Source organism: Corynebacterium sp. HMSC078A10 (assembly GCF_001811565.1).
Lineage (GTDB): Bacteria > Actinomycetota > Actinomycetes > Mycobacteriales > Mycobacteriaceae > Corynebacterium > Corynebacterium hesseae.
The window spans coordinates 119,982-140,829 of record NZ_KV805195.1 but is presented as its reverse complement, the minus strand read 5'-3'; the positions used below and the strand labels follow the sequence as shown (position 1 = coordinate 140,829).

The 20,848-nt window shown below is 59.2% G+C and carries 15 protein-coding genes; 10 read left to right on the top strand and 5 right to left on the bottom strand.

Features of this window, described 5'->3' with window-relative positions; genetic code table 11:
- The first annotated feature begins 30 nt into the window (after window positions 1–30).
- The 4 genes from HMPREF2808_RS04295 (at window position 31) to HMPREF2808_RS04280 (ending at window position 5,018) form a co-directional block, all read left to right on the top strand.
- Window positions 31–2,604 carry a DEAD/DEAH box helicase gene (locus HMPREF2808_RS04295; RefSeq protein ID WP_070521984.1) on the top strand — a complete coding sequence of 858 codons (2,574 nt, stop codon included), beginning with the start codon at window positions 31–33 and terminating at the stop codon, window positions 2,602–2,604.
- 167 nt (window positions 2,605–2,771) lie between these two features.
- Window positions 2,772–3,797, top strand: a complete 1,026-nt coding sequence (locus HMPREF2808_RS04290; RefSeq protein WP_369815747.1) for a PTS sugar transporter subunit IIC — start codon at window positions 2,772–2,774, stop codon at window positions 3,795–3,797.
- A gap of 28 nt (window positions 3,798–3,825) precedes the next feature.
- Window positions 3,826–4,203 (top strand): hypothetical protein, encoded by a 378-nt coding sequence (locus HMPREF2808_RS04285; RefSeq protein ID WP_070522231.1) that lies wholly within the window; start codon window positions 3,826–3,828, stop codon window positions 4,201–4,203.
- 104 nt (window positions 4,204–4,307) lie between these two features.
- Entirely contained in the window at window positions 4,308–5,018 is a 711-nt protein-coding gene (locus tag HMPREF2808_RS04280) for a VIT1/CCC1 transporter family protein (protein ID WP_070562945.1), read from the top strand.
- 110 nt (window positions 5,019–5,128) lie between these two features.
- Here the strand turns inward: HMPREF2808_RS04280 and HMPREF2808_RS04275 are convergent, their stop codons facing one another.
- Complete coding sequence (locus tag HMPREF2808_RS04275; protein WP_070524463.1) at window positions 5,129–5,662, bottom strand: alkylhydroperoxidase, AhpD family; 534 nt, start codon at window positions 5,660–5,662, stop codon at window positions 5,129–5,131.
- Between the two features lie 43 nt (window positions 5,663–5,705).
- Window positions 5,706–6,299, bottom strand: coding sequence for a peroxiredoxin (locus HMPREF2808_RS04270; protein WP_070524465.1), 594 nt, complete (start codon window positions 6,297–6,299; stop codon window positions 5,706–5,708).
- A 173-nt stretch (window positions 6,300–6,472) separates the two neighbouring features.
- Here HMPREF2808_RS04270 and HMPREF2808_RS04265 point away from each other — a divergent pair, with 173 nt between their 5' ends.
- Window positions 6,473–7,432 (top strand): hydrogen peroxide-inducible genes activator, encoded by a 960-nt coding sequence (locus tag HMPREF2808_RS04265; RefSeq protein ID WP_070596682.1) that lies wholly within the window; start codon window positions 6,473–6,475, stop codon window positions 7,430–7,432.
- A gap of 140 nt (window positions 7,433–7,572) precedes the next feature.
- Here the strand turns inward: HMPREF2808_RS04265 and HMPREF2808_RS04260 are convergent, their stop codons facing one another.
- On the bottom strand, window positions 7,573–8,640 hold the full coding sequence (locus HMPREF2808_RS04260) for a hypothetical protein (RefSeq protein WP_070596681.1): 1,068 nt from the start codon (window positions 8,638–8,640) through the stop codon (window positions 7,573–7,575).
- 108 nt (window positions 8,641–8,748) lie between these two features.
- On the opposite strand from HMPREF2808_RS04260, the gene hrpA reads away from it, so the two are divergent.
- Window positions 8,749–12,624 carry an ATP-dependent RNA helicase HrpA gene (hrpA, locus tag HMPREF2808_RS04255; protein ID WP_070524471.1) on the top strand — a complete coding sequence of 1,292 codons (3,876 nt, stop codon included), beginning with the start codon at window positions 8,749–8,751 and terminating at the stop codon, window positions 12,622–12,624.
- Here the strand turns inward: hrpA and nrdR are convergent.
- A complete protein-coding gene (nrdR, locus tag HMPREF2808_RS04250; protein ID WP_010190258.1) occupies window positions 12,621–13,079 on the bottom strand; it encodes a transcriptional regulator NrdR in 459 nt (152 codons plus the stop codon). The two genes, hrpA and nrdR, sit on opposite strands and share 4 nt — an antisense overlap.
- Window positions 13,080–13,835: 756 nt before the next feature.
- Between nrdR and lexA the strand changes: the two genes are divergently transcribed.
- Window positions 13,836–14,558: a transcriptional repressor LexA gene (gene lexA / locus HMPREF2808_RS04245; protein WP_070524473.1), complete on the top strand. Its 723-nt coding sequence runs from the start codon at window positions 13,836–13,838 to the stop codon at window positions 14,556–14,558.
- 366 nt (window positions 14,559–14,924) lie between these two features.
- Window positions 14,925–15,707, top strand: a complete 783-nt coding sequence (locus HMPREF2808_RS04240; protein WP_070524475.1) for a DeoR/GlpR family DNA-binding transcription regulator — start codon at window positions 14,925–14,927, stop codon at window positions 15,705–15,707.
- Between the two features lie 98 nt (window positions 15,708–15,805).
- Here the strand turns inward: HMPREF2808_RS04240 and ptsP are convergent, their stop codons facing one another.
- Window positions 15,806–17,500 (bottom strand): phosphoenolpyruvate--protein phosphotransferase, encoded by a 1,695-nt coding sequence (ptsP, locus tag HMPREF2808_RS04235; protein ID WP_070524477.1) that lies wholly within the window; start codon window positions 17,498–17,500, stop codon window positions 15,806–15,808.
- A 237-nt stretch (window positions 17,501–17,737) separates the two neighbouring features.
- On the opposite strand from ptsP, the gene HMPREF2808_RS04230 reads away from it, so the two are divergent.
- On the top strand, window positions 17,738–18,709 hold the full coding sequence (locus HMPREF2808_RS04230) for a 1-phosphofructokinase family hexose kinase (RefSeq protein ID WP_070524479.1): 972 nt from the start codon (window positions 17,738–17,740) through the stop codon (window positions 18,707–18,709).
- Between the two features lie 22 nt (window positions 18,710–18,731).
- Window positions 18,732–20,828 (top strand): PTS fructose transporter subunit IIABC, encoded by a 2,097-nt coding sequence (locus HMPREF2808_RS04225; protein ID WP_070524481.1) that lies wholly within the window; start codon window positions 18,732–18,734, stop codon window positions 20,826–20,828.
- Window positions 20,829–20,848 lie beyond the last annotated feature (20 nt).

Genomic DNA, 20,848 nt, shown 5'->3' with positions numbered 1-20,848 from the left:
GCTCTAAGGCTTTCGCCTAAGGTGGGACGGGTGAACCTTTCTCAGATGTTGCCCGATCTCGCCGAAGTCCCCGAGTCGATGGTTGATGAGGCCATCTGGGACACGTTTTTATCGTGGACCTCCGGCCGTGGAATCTCGCTGTACCCGGCGCAGGAAGAGGCCTCTTTAGCTATCCTCGCGCAGGATAACGTCATCTTGGCCACGCCTACCGGATCCGGTAAGTCCATGGTAGCCAATGCCGCCCACTTCATAGCTTTAGCGCGAGGGCAGCGCAGCTTCTACACCGCCCCTATCAAGGCCTTGGTGAGCGAGAAATTCTTCGCTCTCTGTGAGATTTTTGGCCCAGAAAACGTTGGCATGATGACCGGCGATGCCACGGTGAACGGTTCCGCGCCCATCATTGCTGCGACCGCGGAGATCGTCGCCAATATTGCACTGCGAGATGGCGCGGAAGCCGCCATCGATCAGGTGGTCATGGATGAATTCCACTATTATTCCGAGCCGGATCGCGGCTGGGCCTGGCAGGTTCCGCTGTTGGAATTGCCGAAGGCACAGTTCTTGCTCATGTCCGCGACCTTGGGCGATACGACGTGGCTGGAGAAGGACTTAACTGAGCGCACCGGACGCACGACGACGCTCGTGGCTGGGACAACCCGCCCGGTCCCGTTGGACTTCTCCTACGTCTTTTCCGCTGTCCATGAAACCATCGAGGAATTGCTCGCTGGTGGCAAGGCACCTGTCTACGTGGTCCACTTCTCCCAGCGCGAGGCCTCAGAGCGCGCGCAAGCATTGACGTCGCTGTCAAAGATCATCACCTCAGAGGAGAAGGAGTCCATTGCCGCTGAGCTCGCGGGATTCCGATTCACCACGACGTTCGGCAGGGACCTGTCTAAGCTGCTTCGTAAGGGAATTGGTGTACACCATGCCGGCATGTTGCCGAAGTATCGGCGCTTGGTGGAGCGGTTGGCCCAAAAGGGTCTGCTCAAGATCATCTGCGGTACCGACACTTTAGGTGTTGGCATCAATGTACCGATCCGCACGGTGTTGATGACGGGCCTGGCCAAGTATGACGGAACCCGTCAGCGGATCCTCAAGTCCCGCGAGTTTCACCAGATTGCCGGTCGCGCCGGCCGAGCAGGCTATGACACGGAAGGCACGGTCGTCGTAGAGGCGCCGGAGCACGAGATCGAAAACGCCAAAGCGCGGCGGCGCGTGGGCGATGACCCGGCGCGCCTAAAGAAACTGAAGAAGAAGTCCGCGCGCGATGGCGAGGTTTCGTGGTCGGAACAGACCTATGCCCGGCTTATCGACGCCGAACCGGAGCAGCTCACTTCCCAATTCCGAGTCTCCAATTCCATGCTGCTCAATGTGCTCGCCCGCCACGGCAACGGTTACGAACACCTAAAACACCTGCTGCGTACGAGCCACAACACGCGTGCGCGCCAGAACGAAGACATCTTAACGGCGCTGAGCCTGTTTCGAGGGCTTCTCAATTCAGGCGTGGTCCAAAAATCCACCAAGGGCCTCGATATCTATGGCCGCCCTTACCACGTGGTGCGGGAAATGCCGCGCGATTTTGCCTTGAATCAACCTTTGGGGCCCTTCGCGTTGGCGGCGCTCACCTTGCTGGATCCGGATTCGGACACGTATGCACTCGACGTTATCTCCGTCTTCGAGGCGGTGCTCGATGATCCTCGCCAAGTCCTGATTGCTCAGCAAAAGCAACGCCGTGGCGAGGAGATCGCGGCGCTCAAAGCAGACGGGGTGGACTACACCGAACGCATGGCCATCGTGGAAGACATCACGTGGCCGAAGCCACTCGAAGAGCTCTTGGAGCAGGCCTACGACACTTTTTGCGAAACCAATCCTTGGGCCAAGGAATTTGAGCTGCGTCCTAAGTCCGTGGTTCGCGACATGCTAGAGAGCGCCATGACCTTCTCCGACCTTGTCGCCACCTACGGACTCGCCCGCTCTGAAGGCGTCATCCTGCGCTACCTCACTGATGCTTGGCGCACGCTCAAACAGTCGATCCCTGCCGAGTTCCTTACCGAGGAGCTCGAGGACATCATCGTCTGGCTCGGAGAGCTTATCCGCCAGGTTGATTCTTCGCTCGTCGACGAGTGGGCTGAAATGGCCGGCGAGGACTCCCCCATTTCCCAGGCGGATTTGGACCGCGAATTGGCCTTCGGCGTTGAGGATCCCACTGCCTTGACAGCCAATCAGCGTGCCTTTGGCATCATGGTGCGCAACTACTTCTTCCGGCTCGCGCAGCTCTTTGCCTTGGAGAAGGAAGATCGCTTGGCAGATTTGTTGGATTATTTGGAGGAGATCCCCGACTTTGGCCAAGCTCTCGATGACTACTTCGATGACTACGATGACATCGATACTGGGCCAGCAGCACGGGGCCCGGAGTACTTTGTCCTGGACAAGGGCGCCAAGGGCTCAGGGGCTCGTAGCGTCGGGGGTTCACGATCGTGGACCGTCCGGCAGATCCTCAAGGACCCAGAGGGGGACAACTCCTACCACATCGTTGGCACTGTCGATTTGGATGCCTCCGATGAGGCTGGTGAAGTCCGGCTGTCCGAACTACGCGTGGAATACTAGGGAATTTAAATACGCCCTTTCTTTGTTATTATTCTCCGTCAACCGCATATTATGCGTATGATTGGGGAATGAGTACGCCACAGCAGATAGACGAACGCCAGCTTTCCCCCATCCCCCACGCCAGCGCCGCGCCCGCGGCCGAGCATCTCACCCTCGGATCCTTCACCATGAAGGTTCTCAACGGCATCTCGATCGCCGTCGTCGTGTCGCTCGTCCCGCAGGCCTTGCTCGGCGAGTTGGCCAAGGCGCTGCTCCCCTTCTGGTCCGGCGCGTCCACAGTAATAGCGCTGACGGGTCTAGCCGCCAGCCTTTTACCTGTGATGATTGGTGTCCTCGTAGGCATCGAATTCAAGATGACGCCGATTCAGACCGCAGCCGTGGGCATTGCTTCTTTCTGCGGCTCCGGGGTGGCCACCGTCAATCCCGAAGGCGGCTTCTTCCTCAAAGGCACCGGGCTCGTCATCAACTCTGGATTAACCGCAGCCATGGCAGTTGGTTTGCTCCTCTTCATCGGCGATAGGCTCAAGAACTACTCCATCTTGCTGCTGTCCACCATTGTGACGCTCGTTGCGGGCAGCATCGGGTGGGTTATCACCTTCCCCATCGTCAAGGTCTTTACGCTGTGGCTTGGTGACCTCGTGAACGGTGCGACAACTTTGCAGCCGGTCCTCATGGGTGTAGTCCTCGCTGTTCTTTTTGCAGTCATGATCGTCTCCCCAGTCTCCACCGTCGGCATTGCTACCGCCATCTTTATCGACGGCATCGCCTCTGGCACCGCCAACCTCGGAGCCGTTGCTGCGGGGTTCACGCTCCTCGTTGCCGGCTGGCGCGTCAACGGCTTCGCCACCTCCATCCTGCATGTTCTGGGCTCTCCCAAAGTGCAGATGGCCAACATGTTGTCCAAGCCTGTCACCTTCCTTCCCGTTATTTGCTCCGCCGCAATCCTGGGCGGCATTGGTGGCGCTCTAGGGATCTCGGGCACACCAATCTCCGCCGGTTTCGGAATTTCCGGACTCATGGGCCCGCTGGCGGCTCTCAATTACGAAGGGTGGGGATGGAGCGCCGGCAACGTGATGATCATTACCTTCGTTTATGTCGTACTTCCCCTCGCCCTTGCGCTGCTCTTTTGCTGGCTCTTTGAAAAGGTTCTGCACTTAACCAAATCTGAATACTTTTCCCTCGATTTCAAGTAGCGACATGGGGAGTACAGTGGGCGCCACTATGACTAACCCAAAATCCCCAGCCACCAGCATCCACCTTGCCGGCGTTCGTTTTGAGACGCATGAGGACTCAGTCACTGTGCATTGGCTCCTCGGAGGCATGCCCCACCACCGTGACGTCGTCTTTAAGCTGCACACCCTCGACCTTCAGCTCATCGCCCACTTCGAGCAAGCCAACCTCAGCTCGATGGAGATCGCTTCATACGGAGAAGACACGAGGGACGCCCACCGTCCAGTTGATTATCAATACAACTACTCCCCCGAGGCACTCGCAATCACGCTGCCCACCGCCCACTTTAATCTAAAAGAGGAAGTCTTCACGATGGGCCTGTCAGTGGACGGCATCCCCTGCGGTGAGTGGACGGGAACGATTACCTAAGCCTTCACTCCCTACACACAGCGAAGCCTATACACGCTTTACAGGACTCTGACCAGCGACGATACTGGAGTAAGAGCAGTTCTCTAGGATTCAAGGAGCTGGAAATGGCACACCATGCCAATGAGCCCCATGGCGATTCACACAACGCGCGGTTAAATTCCCTTCGGGCGGGAGTTCTCGGCGCCAATGACGGCATCGTCTCCGTCGCTGCACTTCTGCTCGGCGTCGTGGGGTCGGGGGCGTCGGCAAGCGCCATCCTCACCGCCGGCTTGGCCGCAACCGTATCGGGAGCCGCGTCGATGGCGCTGGGAGAATACGTCTCGGTGTCAGCGCAGCGTGACTCCGAACGGATGATGATAGCCAAGGAGACTCGCGAACTGGCGGAGCTTCCTGAACAAGAACACGCCGAACTCGTATCCATGTTGGCTGACTACGGCATGAACACCGCTACCGCAGACACCGCCGCACATGAGATCGCCGCCAAAGATAGGCTCTTGGAGGCACACCTGAGGCTGGAGATGGGCATCGATGGTGAGGACCTGACGAACCCTTGGCACGCCGCTTTCTGGTCGGCAGTATCTTTCCTTGCCGGTGCAGCGCTACCCCTCCTGTCAATCTTTATAGCCCCGATGAGCATGGCCGCAGCAGTCGTCGCCGTGATCACTCTCATTGCCCTGGCGATTACGGGCTACGTGTCTGCTCGCCTCGCCGGTACAAATGCCGCACGTTCCGTCTTCCGCCTCGTCATTGGTGGCGCGCTCGGGCTAGCCATTACCTATGGCATCGGCGTTGCCTTCGGCGGGGTCATCCGCTAGAAGGCCGCAAACCTCCCCAGCCCTTTGAGGCACAAAAAGTCCCACTCCCCTGTACATAATCACGGGAGTGGGACTTCTCTATCGTGCGCCTAAGAAGGCATGCTGTTTATCTACTCAGCGGAGCGCACAGCCTCAGCCTGCAGCGCCTGCGCCACAGCCTGAACAACGCCTGCGACCTTGACGCCTTCCCAAATCTGCTCCTTGGTCACGCCCTCCTCCAACAGAGTATTGGCGTGTGCAGTCAAGCAGTGCTCGCAGCCGTTGATAGCGGAGACAACGGTGCTCCACAGCTCAAACGTTGCCTTGTCTACGCCAGGCTTAGCAATGATGTTCATGCGCAGACCAAACTTGACCTGAGCGAAATCATCGCCCAACCAGCTCTTTGCGCGGTAGGCCACGTTGTTCATAGCCATCACCGTGGCGGAGCCGAGAGCTGCGTCAACTGCCTCTTCACTGAGGTGCTCGCGGGCTTCCTCAAGAATCTCCTTCAGGACCAGATCATTACGGGTGGCGGCCGCAGCAGCGACCAAGCTGCCCCACAGCTGCTCCTCATTCAGCTCGGTCGTACGCGTCAGCGTACCGATGTTGAGCTTCTGATCCTTGGCATACGCCGGAAGTGCGGACTTCAGGTTGTCGATGGACACTGAGTAACTCCTTTATGGTTGGACGGTTGTGCTTAGCGTTGTCTTACAGTGCGGACTGAACGACCTCGAGCTTGTCAATGTTCTTCGTCGGGTCATTAGCCTCCCAGTTGCAGGCACAAACCTCTTCGGACTGCAGCGCATCGAGCACGCGCAGAACCTCATCAACGTTGCGGCCCACAGCGTCCGGGGTCACGGACACGAACTGGATAACACCGTCCGGGTCAATGATGAAGGTCGCGCGGTCAGCAACACCGTCGGCATTCTCCACACCGAGGGCGCGGATGAGGTCGTGGCGAATATCAGAGAACATCGGGAACGGGACTTCCTTCAGCTCCGGGTGGGTTGCACGCCAGTTGAAGTGCGCAAACTCATTGTCGGTGGAGCCGCCGAGGATCTGGGTATCGCGGTCCTGGAATTCCTCATCCAGCTTGCCGAAGGCTGCGATCTCAGTCGGGCACACAAAGGTGAAGTCCTTCGGGTAGAAGAATACAACCTTCCACATCCCCTGGTACTTGTCCAAAGACACCTGCTCGAAGTAATCCTCCGGCTGGTTAGCGTTGACGTCGTGGAGGTCGCCGCCCTTCAGCGCAGTCAGTTCGAACTCTGGGAACTTCTCACCAACGGTCAAGATAGGCATAGAAGATTCAACTCCTTCAATAGTCACAACAATGCACAAAAGTGATGTAAATCTCTACGACCGCACACCATTCTACCTTTTAGCTGGTACGCAGCCGCTCGCTTGTTAAGTATGCCACGAACCCCCTCGCACGTCAATAGGCCCGACGAATTAGAGATGTTAGAGTTATAGGCATGAACAATAAGGAGTATCGCCCAACCCTCGCCCAGTTGCGCACCTTCGTCACGATTGCGGAGAACAAACACTTTGGCTCCGCGGCCGCCAAACTCGATATCTCCCAGCCTTCGCTCTCCCAAGCACTCGTCGCCCTCGAACAAGGCTTGGGAGTCCAGCTCATCGAGCGCTCTACCCGCAAAGTCATCGTGACGTCCACCGGCGAGGCGCTCCTCCCCTACGCCAAGGCAACGCTCGAAGCGTCCGATGCCTTCCTCAGCCAAGCCCACGGTGCAAGCGGTACGTTAACTGGCCCCCTCACCATCGGAATCATCCCCACCATCGCGCCCTATATTTTGCCGGGGCTGCTGAAATCCATCAGCGAAACCTACCCCGATCTAGAACCACGCTTCGTCGAGGAACAGACTCAACACCTGTTAGACAAGCTGCGCGAGGGCAGCTTAGACCTCGCTGTGGCCGCACTGCCCACCGAGGCCACCGGGATGGTCGAGACTCCTCTCTATAGCGAATCCTTTACCGTCGTAACACCGGCAGGACACCCGCTCGCGGGGCGCGAGGATCTCACACTCGAAGAGCTTGCAGACCTTGACCTTTTGCTGCTTGACGACGGCCACTGCCTCCGCGACCAAGTCCTCGACCTATGCCGTCGCGCCAAGGTAAACCCCTCCGAAGCCACCAATGCCGTCACCCGAGCATCGTCGCTGACCACTATCCTGCAGCTCGTCATGGGAAATCTAGGCACTACCCTTGTCCCTGAATCAGCGCTCGCAACGGAATGCCAAAACCCGCAGCTTGCGGTCGCCCGTTTCGCCCCCACGGTAACAGCGGAGCGCCCGGTTGGACTCGTTTTCCGATCGTCTGCTGCCCGCGCTGATGAATTTCGGGCCTTTGGTTCTTTGGTCACCGCCGCCTTCCAGGACGCTGCGGAACGCTCCCGAGCCCTTTTCCCGGCCTCGTAATTCAAGCCCCCAACTCTGATGGCTTTAAATACTACAAAGCCGCCCTTGGCTTACCTCTTGTAGCCCGGCCCGCCTCGGTAGGCGGTGGCTGGGCAAGAGGAAAGCTTAGGCGGCGTTGCGTTATAGGTTTGGCTTAAGCCTTAAGCTGCCGGAGCATAACGCCCCTGGCACTGGCGGCACAGGTGCGCTGTCGCCAGCTGAAGGGCCGGCGCGATAATAATCAGAGCCAAGCCCAAGGTAATAAGGGACGCGAAACCCAAGAGGCCAGACAGGACAATAAACAGCAAAAGGTGGCTGTAGTTTTCCTTGCCCAGCTTGAGTCCCTGGGAGAAAGCCTCGCCGATCGAGGAGGTATCGGCTGCCAACCAGGGCATGAGGGTAAAGAAGGGCTGAATAAACAGCGCAATCAGCATCACTACAAGGAGCCCACCAAAGATGGAGCCAACGAGCGCGAAAACATCGCTCTGGCTGAGTTGCTCCGGATTCTGGAGATCCATCGAAGAGACTCCACCCAGGCCGACAACAAACAGAACGACGACCACGATGACGATGGAAATCGCGACAAGAACACCCAAAACAAGGTTCACTACGAGTGGCGGCACCCAGCGAACTCCCTGGAACAGGGTTCCCCATGTGGGGCTCGGCTTATCGATTTCACGGTAGGCCAAACGATAGACGACCAGAGAAATGACAAAGGACAGGATGGACACCGCGAAGGAGAAGAGGTCCAACATGACGGAGGTCTCCGCCCCTTCGGCGCTCTGCGTACCGACGCTGATTCCAATTTGTGGGACAAACTGAATAGCAAACACGACAACGGCGCCCAACACCCACAAAAGTGCGTTGCCGAGCGTGGCCTTGAATCCCCATTTGATCGCTTCGATAGCGCTGACTGGACCCGTATAGGCCGGACCGGCTCCTGGGCCGGGGCCCTCATGACCGGAGCTATTTCCATAGCTCGCACCGGCATAACCCGGCTGGCCAGCATCGTACCCACCATAGGACTGAGAGCCGTAAGCTCCGCCGCCATAGTTGCCATAGTTGCCGGATTGACCGAAACCAGCCTGGTCTTCCGGGTGGCTGGTGGGTTCGTACTTTGGAAGTCCACCTGTGTTCCCGGAGGAATTACCGGGGCCGTTCTGCGGGTTGCTCCCGAACCCTCCGTTGGAGCCGTTGTCCTCCGGATTCGAACCAAAAGGATTAGTCATTGATTGTGCCCTTCTTTAATCATTGTTCACACAGTCACCACGAGGGTAACATTTTCTCTACCTGGACCTGTGAGCGAATAGCCTTCCGAGTAGACTTTTAGGTCAACTATGACTGCTACTCGCGAAGATCTTTACGGCGCTCTCACAACAGTTTCTTTGAGTGATGAGCGCGCATTCCGTCGCCGCCTGCGCAAGGCTCGCTCTCCTAAGGCCCTTGCTGCGATCCAGGCCGATATCACAGCCGCCCAAGACAAGGTGAGCACCATCGATGCCAACGTGCCGCCGATTACCTACCCCGAGGAGCTTCCCGTCACCGGACGCCGCGACGATATCGCCGAGGCGATCGAAAAGAATCAGGTAGTCATCATCGCTGGTGAAACCGGTTCGGGAAAGACCACACAGATTCCAAAAATCTGCCTGGAACTCGGCCGCGGCCGGCGGGGGCTCATTGGCCATACCCAGCCGCGGCGACTAGCAGCGCGTACCGTCGCCGAGCGCATTGCAGAAGAACTTGATCAGTCCATCGGGGACACAGTCGGCTATGCCATTCGCTTCGATGACAAAGTCTCCTCCACCACCGCCGTGAAGCTCATGACCGACGGCATCCTGCTGGCAGAGATGCAGCGCGACCGTTTCCTCAATGCCTACGACACGATCATTATCGATGAGGCACACGAGCGCTCACTCAACATCGACTTCCTCTTGGGCTACCTCAAGCGGCTGCTTCCCAAGCGTCCGGATCTGAAGGTCATCATCACCTCAGCAACGATTGATCCCGAGCGCTTCGCCGAACACTTCGCGGACGCTGGGGGCAAACCTGCCCCCATCATCGAGGTCTCCGGGCGCACCTACCCCGTGGAGATCCGCTACCGCCCGCTCGAGGTCGAATCGGGCGGCAAGACCATCGACCTCGATCCTCTCGACGCCCTCTGCGAAGCCATCGAGGAGCTCATGGCCGAAGGCGAAGGAGATATTCTGTGCTTCTTCCCCGGAGAGCGCGATATCCGCGACGCCATGGAGGCCATCGAGGGGCGCCACTGGCGCAACGTGGAGGTCACTCCGCTCTTCGGACGCCTGTCCAACCAGGAACAACATCGCGTTTTCCGCTCGCACCGCGGACGGCGCATCGTGCTCTCCACCAACATTGCTGAGACCTCATTGACGGTGCCCGGCATTCGCTACGTCGTGGATACGGGAACGGCGCGTATATCGCGCTATTCCACGCGCACCAAGGTGCAGCGCCTCCCCATCGAGCCGATCTCCCAAGCAAGCGCCAACCAGCGCTCGGGCCGCTGTGGCCGCGTTGCGGATGGCATCGCCATCCGCCTGTACAGCGAGCAGGATTTCCTATCCCGCCCGGAGTTTACGGATCCCGAGATTCTGCGCACCAACCTGGCCAGCGTCATCCTACAGATGATTTCGCTGCGCCTTGGGGACATTGCTGACTTCCCCTTTGTCCAACCCCCTGAGCCGAAGGCCGTACGAGACGGCCTACTTCTTCTGCACGAACTGGGCGCCCTCGAGGGCAAAGAAAAAGACGGACTACCTGTCCTGACCCGAATAGGACGCGATCTTGCCCGCATCCCCGTAGATCCACGCATGGCCCGCATGCTGGTCGAGGCCAAGACTTCCGGTTGTCTCCACGACGTCATGGTCATCGTTGCTGCCATGACGATTCAAGATGTGCGCGAGCGGCCCAGCGACAAGCAAGCTCAAGCCGACCAGGCACATGCCCGCTTCAAGGATAAAACCTCCGACTTTGTGGCCATGCTCAACCTGTGGGACTTTGTCCAGGAAGCTCGCGATGAGATGAGCGGCAATGCTTTCCGCAAACGGATGAAGGCCGACTTCCTGCACTATATGCGCATCCGCGAGTGGTTCGATCTGGTGCGGCAGCTGCGGGACGTCGCCAAGCAGCTCGGGTGGAAAGCCCAGGAAAGCACAGAGCGTCGCCCCGATGACATCCATATGGCCTTGCTTTCTGGACTGTTGTCTAATATCGGCGCGCGTGATGGCAACTCTAAGGAGTTCATTGGTGCACGCAATACCCGCTTCCTCGTCTTCCCCGGATCGGCACTGGCAAAGAAACCGCCCGAGTTCGTCATGGCGGCTGAGTTGGTGGAAACGTCGCGCCTGTGGGCGCGCGACGTTGCTGCCATCGACCCAGCATGGGTTGAAAAGCTGGCGAAGGATTTGCTGAAGCACAACTATTCTGACCCGACGTGGTCGCGAAAGCGCGGCTCTGCGGTCGTCACCCAACGCTCGACGCTTTATGGCGTCACTGTTGTCGCCGACCGGACCGTGCCCTATCACCGCGTGGATCCTGAGGCAGCGCGCGATATGTTCATCCGTAACGCGCTAGTCGACGGCGACTGGACCACCCACCACCACTTCTTCCACGACAACAAGCGCAAACTCGCCGAGGCCTCCGAATATGAGGAGAAGGCCCGCCGGCGCGGACTCGTCGTGGACGAAGACAGTCTCTTCGATTTCTACGATCAGCGAATCCCTGCGTCTGTCACCACCGCTCGGCATTTCGATTCCTGGTGGAAAAAGCAGAAGAACAAGCATTCCTTGGACTTCGACCCAGAAGCGCTCCTTGAGGAGGACCACGATGTCACCGAGGATGCCTTCCCCGACCGCTGGTTGAAGGGAAGCATCGACTACGACTTGTCCTACAAGTTCGAGCCGGGCGATCCACTCGACGGTGTCACGCTCATGGTTCCCGTCCCGCTCCTCGCGGGGTTGGACACAGAAGGCTTCGATTGGCTGGTACCGGGCCTGCGCCTAGAGCTCATAACAGAGCTTATTCGCTCGCTGCCGAAGGCGCTTCGACGCACCGTGGTTCCGGCACCCGAGTTCGCTGAACGCGCACTGCCCAAGCTCTTGCCCTATGAGGGCACACTCACCGAGCAACTCGCTGCGATTTTGCAAGAGATGGGCGGCCAAGGCATCAACGCCGGCGATTTCCGCCCCGACCAGCTCCCTCCGCATCTGCGCATGAACTATGCCGCAGTGGACAAGCGGGGCAAGGTCATCGACTCAGACCGCAACTTGCAGGCTCTGGTCCAACGCCAAGCCGGCCACATTTCCTCCTCGGTCTCACGCGTTGGCCGCGCCGCCGAATCCACTGCGGTCAAGGAATGGACGGAGGATACGCTCGGCGCCATCGATGAGGAAGTGGTAACCGTCGTCGATGGGCATGAGGTCACCGCCTACCCCGCGCTCGTAGCGACCAAGGACGGCGTGGCGCTCAAGGTCCATCCCACCAAGGCGGCTGCCGACGCCTCCATGATCACCACCACCCTAACCTTGCTGCTCCGAGAAATTACGGTGAATACGCAGCAGATGGTCAAAGGGCTTCCTCTACAGCAGCGGGTAGCCGTCGACTCCTACCCCCACGGCGGGGCGGAAGGACTTGTCAGCGATGCCCGGGTAGCCGCAGTACGCGACATCATGATGGAAAAGGGCGGCCCCGTGCGCACCCCCGGTGACTTCAATGCATTGCTCAACGCGGTCAAACCGGAGGTCCCGGGCAGAGTGCGCCAGGCAGTCGTTGCAATTGCGCCGGGCCTGGCAGAGTATTCCAATCTGAATGCTGAGCTGAAGCACTGGGAGGGGCCGGCCATCGATGATATTCGGGCCCAGCTCAATTTCCTGTTGCCCGCGCACGCCATCACCGTCCACGGGATCCAACATCTGCGCCATCTACCGCGCTATATCCAGGCCGCGCGCATCAGGCTTGAGGAAATGAACGTGGACCCGGACCGCGATGCTGACCGGCAGGCAGACGTCGACGAGGCCAAAGCCTATGTGGCCAATCGGTTGCGTTCCCTGCCTCCTGGCCGTGAAAAGACGCGTGAGGTTAAAGACATCTACTGGATGATTGAGGAACTGCGCGTATCGCTCTTCGCACAACGCCTGGGCACTGCCCACGCGGTGTCTTTGAGGAGAATCCAAAAGGCAGTGGATAAATTACGCTAAAAGCTATCGCGGTCGCGCCGACGCATGAGGCGGATTTCTGATTCGAAGTCGTCGGCGCTTTCAAAAGACTTATACACGGACGCAAAGCGCAGGTAGGCCACTTCATCGAGATCTCGCAGAGGTTCCAGGATGGCAAGGCCGATGTCATTGGCGTTTACTTGCGAGGAGCCGTGACTGCGCACGGTCTCTTCAACTTCTTGAGCGAGCTTCTTCAAAGCATCATCGCTAACGTCGCGCCCCTGACATGCACGTTTGACGCCTCGGATCAGCTTGTCGCGACTGAAAGGCTCAGCCAAGCCATTTCGCTTGACTACTGACAAGACTGCTTTCTCGATGGTGGTGAAGCGACCTTTGCACGCGGCGCATTCGCGACGCCGCCGGATCGAGGTTCCACTGTCGATCACGCGCGAGTCAATAACGCGTGATTGTTCGTTGTGACAGAACGGGCAATACACAGTGCCGTATCCTTCCTTTCGACCAATGCGCACATGCTGCTGGCCCAAGGAATTCTAGCGCGAAGACACGACCGTCGTGGACGAAGAGGTGCTCGCACTGTCAACCTCACTATCGATACTGAGGCCACCCCATACTGTGCCGATGAATACCGCGGCGCCAAAGACTGCTCCGAGCACATAGTTACCTACGTTCGACCGACTACGATGGCTGCCCGATGTTGCTCCGGCGGCCGAAACCTGGGAATTCACCGGATTTTCCGGACGGCACTGTGTTCTATCGTTTACGGCAAGAGTTCGAACACGAGACGGCCCATACGGAAGGTTGCGCGGGGCATCAGACGTGAGCGACCGAGACTGAGCGGGATCCCAGACCGCCGCTGGCGGCACTAGCACAGCCCGATTACTAGACTTCTCGAGGGCCACCCCGCGCAGTACAGAGGCATTGTTTAATGCGATAGCCATGACGGTTCCTTTCTAGGTCTTCCTTATTCAATGAGACAATGCCCGAAGTGTACGAACAAAGCCCGACATTTTCGAACATCACCTTCGATCAACCGTTCGATTTGGTGTGTATGTTCGATTTATAGCAGGCCTTCGAAAATTTGTCCACACTCGGGCGGCGTTAGTCGAACATTTTTTCTTTCCGTGCTAAAAAGGGAAGCGGAAGTATCACCAGCAGCCCACTCCCACTTATGTCCGGCACACCAAAGCCGCGCACATCATCTCTGCACACCCCGACAGTTCCTAGGAGCAAGAATGGCCCGCAATCCAAAGCGAAGCGACCACCCTTCCCTCGATTCACTTTCCCCTCGCCAACGCCGCATCTTGGAAGTAATCCATGACGCCGTCATGTTGCGCGGCTATCCGCCAAGCATCCGCGAAATCGGTGACGCAACAGGCCTCCAGTCCACCTCGTCCGTGGCCTATCAGTTAAAGCAGCTGGAAGAGAAGGGCTTCCTTCGCCGCGATCCAAACAAGCCACGAGCTGTTGATGTGCGCCATTTCCCCGGCGCCGACGACCCCAAAAAGCCCGGACGAAAGACCGGGCAGGCAATCGCATCATCGGGAACCTCCACCCCTGACGCACCCGAAGACGCCGCCACCCCAAACTACATTCCTGTTGTGGGCCGCATTGCTGCTGGTTCCCCCATCACCGCCGAGGAGAACATCGACGCCTACTTCCCCATGCCGGGTGAAATCCTAGGCAGCGGCGAACTATACATGCTGCAAGTCGTGGGAGATTCAATGCAGGATGCGGGAATCCTCAACGGGGATTGGGTTATTATTCGCTCGCAGTCTGTTGCAGAAGAAGGCGAGTTCGTAGCCGCACTTTTGGACGGTGAAGAAGCGACCGTGAAGGAATTTCACCGAGATTCCTCCGGTGTATGGCTCCTCCCCCACAACGACGCCTACTCACCCATCAAGGGCGATGAAGCCGAAATCATGGGCAAGGTAGTATCCGTATTCCGCAAACTCTAGAAACCATCCACCTCAGCGCTCCCTCAGGCCTTCCCCGCTCCACACCAATCACCCACTCGGTGCGGGCGAACCGGACTGGGGGATTGTTTCTTTTTACCCCCTTGTGTGTGTACATGCCCGATTTCGACCGTTTTAGCGTCCGAGATCACACATTCGGATACTTGCAGTACAACTATAGGTTTTAGTGACTAAGGCACGCATTCGATGTGAGCTTTTCTTTGTTTAGTTCCGTTTTGTTCGCATTCAGTGGGACAATAGAAGTATCGCCACAACATCCGTTGTTCTTTTCGTTCACACGCCCCAGCCCCTTTTCCTTCACCGGCGGGCGCAGTGACCACCACAAGGCAGACTTCATTTGGAGGAACCATGTACGCAGAAGAGCGTCGCCGACAAATTGCGTCATTGACCGCTGTAGAAGGACGAGTCAATGTCACAGAGCTCTCCGAGCGCTTCGATGTCACCGCTGAGACGATTCGCCGCGATCTCGCGGTCTTGGACCGAGAGGGAGTTGTGCACCGAGTTCATGGCGGTGCAGTCGCCTCCCAATCCTTCCAGACCGCCGAATTCACCCTTGATACTCGCCAACGTTCGGCCACGGGCGCCAAAATGGCAATCGCACGCGCCGCACTAGAGCAGCTTCCCGACGGAGGAAGCATCTTTCTCGATGCCGGAACCACCACGAATGCGCTTGCCGATCTCATAGGCCAGCGCTACTCGGCCGGGCAATTCAGCATTGTGTCGAATAGTCTCCCGATCGCTCTTTCACTAGCCAGCAACGGGGTATCTGACGTCCAGCTGCTGGGAGGCACCGTGCGCGCGATTACCCAGGCCGTCGTCGGTGACACTGCGCTTCGCACCATGGCCCTGATGCGTGCTGACGTCGCCTTCATCGGAACCAATGCTCTAACCATTGACCACGGGCTCTCTACGGCCGATTCGCAAGAGGCGGCTATCAAGTCAGCATTCGTCACCAATGCACACCGCGTTGTCGTGCTGTGTGATTCATCGAAGTTGGGCAACGACTACTTGGTCAGCTTTGCATCACTCGATGAGATTGATGTCGTCATTACCGACGCTGCCGCCCCCGATTCCTACGTTGAGGCTCTGCGCGAGCACGGCATCGAGGTGATTGTCGCCGCGGACAAGTAGGCGCTTTCACCAATAGATCAATTCAGCACCCATAGATCAATTCAGGAGGTGTGCACCCCGCATGATGAGGGCGCACACCTCCTGTGCAATTCAGCGCTCTAAGCGGACTGGTATTCCTCCAGCAGCGCAATCACTGCGGCACGAGCGTCCGCTGGGCTTTCGGCGTTGACAGCCGCCTCTGCCATCTTCTGGCACTGCTCAAGGCTGAGCTCAGCCAGCTGCGCACCGACGCCAGCAACCGCAGTCGACGCCGCCGACAGCGAAGTCACACCTAGGCCAGTCAACACGCAGGCAAGCATGGGATCAGCTGCGGCTTCGCCACAGACGCCAACCGGAACGTTGTTATCGCGCCCCACCACGCAGGTGTGCTGAATCAGGCGAAGGACAGCAGGCTGCCACGGATCGGTCAAGTAGGCCAGCTGCGGCGACAGACGGTCCGCGGCCATGGTGTACTGCGTCAGATCATTGGTACCAATGGACACGAAATCGAGGTGCGGCATGATGGTATCCGCCATCAAGGCTGCGGCGGGAACCTCAATCATCGCACCGGCAGTCAAACCGCGCTCGCGGCACAGACCAGCGAACCATTTCGCTTCCACTGCTGTAGCCACCATCGGCGCCATAACCCACGTCGTAGCCCCATCTCCGCGCTTTTCCGCGGCTTGGGCGATAGCGTCGAGCTGACGAGTCAACAGCGCCTCGTTGTCGCGGGCGATGCGCAAACCACGAACGCCCAATGCGGGGTTTTCTTCCGAGTCCAAGGTGGCATAGGAAATCGGCTTATCCGAACCGGCGTCGAGCGTGCGTACAACGACCTTGGACTCCGGGAAAGCGTTGAAAACCTTGCCGTAGATGCGCGCTTGCTCCTCGACGGTCGGTTCCTCGCTGGCAGAGAGGAAGGACAGCTCCGTGCGGTATAGGCCGATGCCTTCTGCCTGCGAGTCAGAGGCAATGCGGGCCGCGTTTCCGTCAGCAACGTTGGCCAGCAACTGCACGCGATGACCATCCTTGGTCTGGGCTGGTCCCCGCCACTGGGCAACTCGTGCCGCCTTCTCACGGTATTCCTCCACGGCCTTCAGCGCGGAGGCACGATCTGCACCCAGGGACACCGATCCTACGGAGCCATCGACGAAGAGCTGGGTGCCAGCCTCAATCGTTCGCAGCTTAGCGCCCACTGCCACGATGCAGGGAAGATCAAGCTGGCGAGCAATAATTGCGGTGTGGCTGGTTGGCCCGCCAAGCTCGGTCACGAGCGCCTTGATGTGAGTGGTGTCCAAGGTTGCGGTATCCGCCGGGGCTAGATCGTCAGCCAGCAGTACAGCCTCTCCTTCGACCATGGGTAGGCCCGGCTCTTGCTCACCGCGCAGCTGAGCAATCACTCGATCGCGCACGTCCTTGAGGTCCGTCGTGCGCTCAGCCATGACGCCGCCGGCGGCCTCAAACATGGTGACAAACCTGTCCGTGGCCCCCACAACTGCATACTCGGCGTTCTTACCGCCGCGAATACCCTTGCGCACTGCCTTGTGCCAGCCTCGATCCTTGACCATTCCGGCGGTTGCGCCAAGAACTTCAGCCGCTTGGCCTTCGGCCCCAGCTGCGCGCTGTTCTAACCGGCTAGCAACCATATCTACCGCTTCGAGGAAGCGATCGTATTCGGCATCACGTTGCTCTTCCGCCACGGTTTCTCCAGCCGTGGGCAGTTCTGGGCGTGGGCGGACCCACACCGCCTCAGCGTATGCAACGCCAGCGACGACGCCGGTGCCTTTAATGATGGATGGGGATGCGTTTTCCATGACACATTTCCTTACGGAGACGATGTTTTCTCTTTCCAGATCATCACAAGTCGGCCAAAAATGCAACGAAACCCACAGTGATTCCATTGACATTCGGACACATACGGGCAATAATCAACATTAAGCAACATTAATTTCACGCTGACAACGGGCAATCCGCACCGAAGCTCTTGTTCACGCCGCTGAGGCGCGTTTGCCCCCAATATACGCACTCCGCGAAAGGGGACATTCTCCACGATGATCCTTACTTTGACCCCCAACCCGAGCATCGACGCCACCGTGCGCTTGAACGAGGAACTCGAACCTGGTGCTGTTCACCGCGCAGGATCCGTCTCCAGCGTTGCCGGTGGTAAAGGCGTCAACGTTACGCACGCGGTAACGCTCGCCAACGTCGACAGCCTGGCGCTGCTCCCCGCCGTTGCCTCCGATCCTTTCCTGGTCCTCGCGGCCGACGCATCGATTCCCGTGCAGGCCGTGCCCACTCACAGCGCGGTGCGTACCAACACCACTCTGACCGAGCCGAATGGCCGCACGACCAAGCTCAATGGCCCCGGCGCCACGCTCGATGCGGACGTGCAGCAAGCCGTTGTACAGGCACTCGCAGAACACTGCGCCGACGCCGAGTGGTTAGTCATGGCAGGTTCTCTCCCCCAAGGCGTTCCCACCGACTGGTACACGCAGCTCATCCGGGTAGCCCGCGAAGCCAACCCTGACCTCCGCATAGCCGTCGATACCTCTGATGCGCCCATGGTGGCTCTCGGTGACAACCTCGAAGTAACCAGCCCCGACCTCATCAAGCCAAACGGCCTCGAGCTGGGCCAGCTTGCAGGTGTCGATGGTCAGGCCCTTGAGGCCGCCGCCGAAGACGGCGACTTCAGCGGAGTGGTTGAGGCCGCGAGGGTCGTCGTCAAGCGCGGCATCCCCGAGGTTCTTGTCACCCTGGGTGGCGCTGGCGCGGTGCTGGTCACGGCCAATGAAGCATGGGCTGCTACTCCCCCGCCGATTACCCTGCGCTCCACCGTGGGTGCCGGCGATTCTTCGCTCTCCGGCTATATCCTCGCCCGCCGCTCCGGCGCCTCGTACCCCGAGGCCCTGCGCCAGGCTGTGGCCTACGGTTCAGCAGCCGCAGCACTCCCGGGAACCCAAATTCCAACCCCCGAAGAACTAGATATCGAACACACGACGGTTTCGGCCGTCACCGGCCTTTAGCAGTACTGAGGAGTACCTACCGATGTCATCACAACTCATCACCACCGACCTCGTGGCGCTCGACGCCGACTTCGGTGACAGCATCGAATCAGTCATTACCAATCTGGCCTCGCTTGTTCACGACACCGGCCGCGCTACCTCCGTGGACGAGCTGGCAGGCCCGGCCATCGCGCGTGAAGCCAAAGCCGGCACCGGTGTCCCCGGCGGCGTTGCCATCCCGCACTGCCGCTCTGCTGCCGTGTCTGAACCCACCCTGGCCTTCGCCCGTCTCTCGCGCGGGGTCGACTTCTCCGGCCCCGACGGTGACGCCCACTTGGTGTTCCTCATCGCTGCTCCGGAAGGAGGCGGCAAGGCCCATCTGAAGATTCTCTCGAAGCTCGCTCGCGCGCTGGTGAAGAAGGACTTCCTGGAAGCCCTTCGAACTGCGAAGACCAAAGAAGAGATCGTCTCCCTCGTCCTCGACGTTGTCAACGCAGAAAAGCCGAAGAAGAAGGCTGCAGCTACCGAATCAGCATCCACTGCAGGTGCGAGTGCAGCGGCAGCGGCTCCTGCTTCGAGCAAGACTGCAGAGTCGAAGAAGACGCGCATCGTGGCCGTCACCGCATGCCCGACCGGCATTGCTCACACGTACATGGCTGCCGATGCCCTCACTCAAACCGCCGAGGAACGCGACGACGTCGAGCTCACCGTGGAGACCCAGGGGTCCTCCAACAACACCTCTGTTTCGGCAGACACGATTGCGGCTGCCGACGCCGTGATTTTCGCTACCGACGTGGGCGTTCGTGACCGTGAGCGCTTCGCCGGCAAGCCGGTCATCGAATCTGGCGTCAAGCGCGCCATCAACGAACCGGGCGTGATGATCGATGAGGCCATCGCCGCCTCGAAGAACCCCAACGCGCACAAGGTGGCAGGAACTGCCGGCGCGTCCTCCTCTAGCGCTGAGGAAGATGGCCAGGGTCTGGGCTGGGGCAAGCGTATTCAGCAAGCCATCATGACCGGCGTTTCTTACATGGTTCCGTTTGTTGCCGCGGGCGGCCTCCTCCTGGCACTGGGATTCCTCTTCGGTGGCTACGACATGGCCAACGGTTGGCAGGCCATCACCACCGACTACTCGCTGACCAACTTGCCGAGCCATGACGTCATGGTCGACGGCGAAATGATGACCTTCAAGAAGGCAGGGTTCGCCCTGTACATCGGCGCCGTGCTCTTCGCCATCGGTCAAGCATCGATGGGATTCATCGTCGCGGCGCTCTCCGGCTACATCGCCTTCGCGCTGGCAGGCCGCCCAGGCATCGCGCCGGGCTTCGCGGGTGGTGCCATTGCCGTGACTCTCGGCGCTGGCTTCATCGGCGGTCTTGTCACCGGTCTCATTGCTGGCTTTGTTGCGATGTGGATTGGCAAGTGGAAGGTACCGCGTTGGATCGGCTCCCTCATGCCTGTCGTTATCATCCCGCTGCTCGCCACGATGATCACTGGCTTGCTCATGTACCTGCTTCTCGGCGCCCCGCTGGCCGCCATCATGGAGGGCCTGCAGAACTGGCTGTCCTCGATGTCTGGTTCCTCCGCTGTCCTTCTGGGCATCATCCTCGGCCTGATGATGTGCTCCGACCTGGGTGGCCCGGTCAACAAGGCTGCCTACCTCTTCGCCACCGCAGGCCTGTCCACGGGCGACGAGGCCTCCATGAAGATCATGGCCGCCGTCATGGCCTCCGGCATGGTTCCGCCAATTGCACTGTCCATCGCGACCTTTGTGCGCAAGAACCTGTTCACGCCTGCGGAGCAGGAGAATGGTAAGTCCGCGTGGCTGCTGGGCCTGTCTTTCGTCTCCGAGGGCGCCATTCCGTTCGCTGCCGCCGACCCGCTGCGTGTCATCCCTTCGATGATGCTCGGTGGCGCGGTCACTGGTGCGCTGTCGATGTCCCTGGACGTCATGTCTCGCGCCCCGCACGGCGGAATCTTCGTTATCTTCGCCATCGAACCTGCGTGGGCGTACTTCGTGGCCATCCTTGCCGGCGTCATCGTGTCCACCATCGCGGTCATCGCGATGAAGCGATTCTGGCCCAACAAGGCTGCTGAAGAGGCTGCAGCAAAGGCCGACATGGCCAAGGCTGCCGCCTAACCCTTAACCCGCGTACACTT

Excerpts from the sequence above, each read along its gene's own strand:
- HMPREF2808_RS04290 (WP_369815747.1), top strand. The coding sequence starts at position 2,772 with ATGAAGGTTCTCAACGGCATCTCGATCGCCGTCGTCGTGTCGCTCGTC.
- HMPREF2808_RS04285 (WP_070522231.1), top strand. The coding sequence starts at position 3,826 with ATGACTAACCCAAAATCCCCAGCCACCAGCATCCACCTTGCCGGCGTT.
- HMPREF2808_RS04280 (WP_070562945.1), top strand. The coding sequence starts at position 4,308 with ATGGCACACCATGCCAATGAGCCCCATGGCGATTCACACAACGCGCGG.
- HMPREF2808_RS04270 (WP_070524465.1), bottom strand. The coding sequence starts at position 6,299 with ATGCCTATCTTGACCGTTGGTGAGAAGTTCCCAGAGTTCGAACTGACT.
- HMPREF2808_RS04265 (WP_070596682.1), top strand. The coding sequence starts at position 6,473 with ATGAACAATAAGGAGTATCGCCCAACCCTCGCCCAGTTGCGCACCTTC.
- HMPREF2808_RS04260 (WP_070596681.1), bottom strand. The coding sequence starts at position 8,640 with ATGACTAATCCTTTTGGTTCGAATCCGGAGGACAACGGCTCCAACGGA.
- hrpA (WP_070524471.1), top strand. The coding sequence starts at position 8,749 with ATGACTGCTACTCGCGAAGATCTTTACGGCGCTCTCACAACAGTTTCT.
- lexA (WP_070524473.1), top strand. The coding sequence starts at position 13,836 with ATGGCCCGCAATCCAAAGCGAAGCGACCACCCTTCCCTCGATTCACTT.
- HMPREF2808_RS04240 (WP_070524475.1), top strand. The coding sequence starts at position 14,925 with ATGTACGCAGAAGAGCGTCGCCGACAAATTGCGTCATTGACCGCTGTA.
- ptsP (WP_070524477.1), bottom strand. The coding sequence starts at position 17,500 with ATGGAAAACGCATCCCCATCCATCATTAAAGGCACCGGCGTCGTCGCT.
- HMPREF2808_RS04230 (WP_070524479.1), top strand. The coding sequence starts at position 17,738 with ATGATCCTTACTTTGACCCCCAACCCGAGCATCGACGCCACCGTGCGC.
- HMPREF2808_RS04225 (WP_070524481.1), top strand. The coding sequence starts at position 18,732 with ATGTCATCACAACTCATCACCACCGACCTCGTGGCGCTCGACGCCGAC.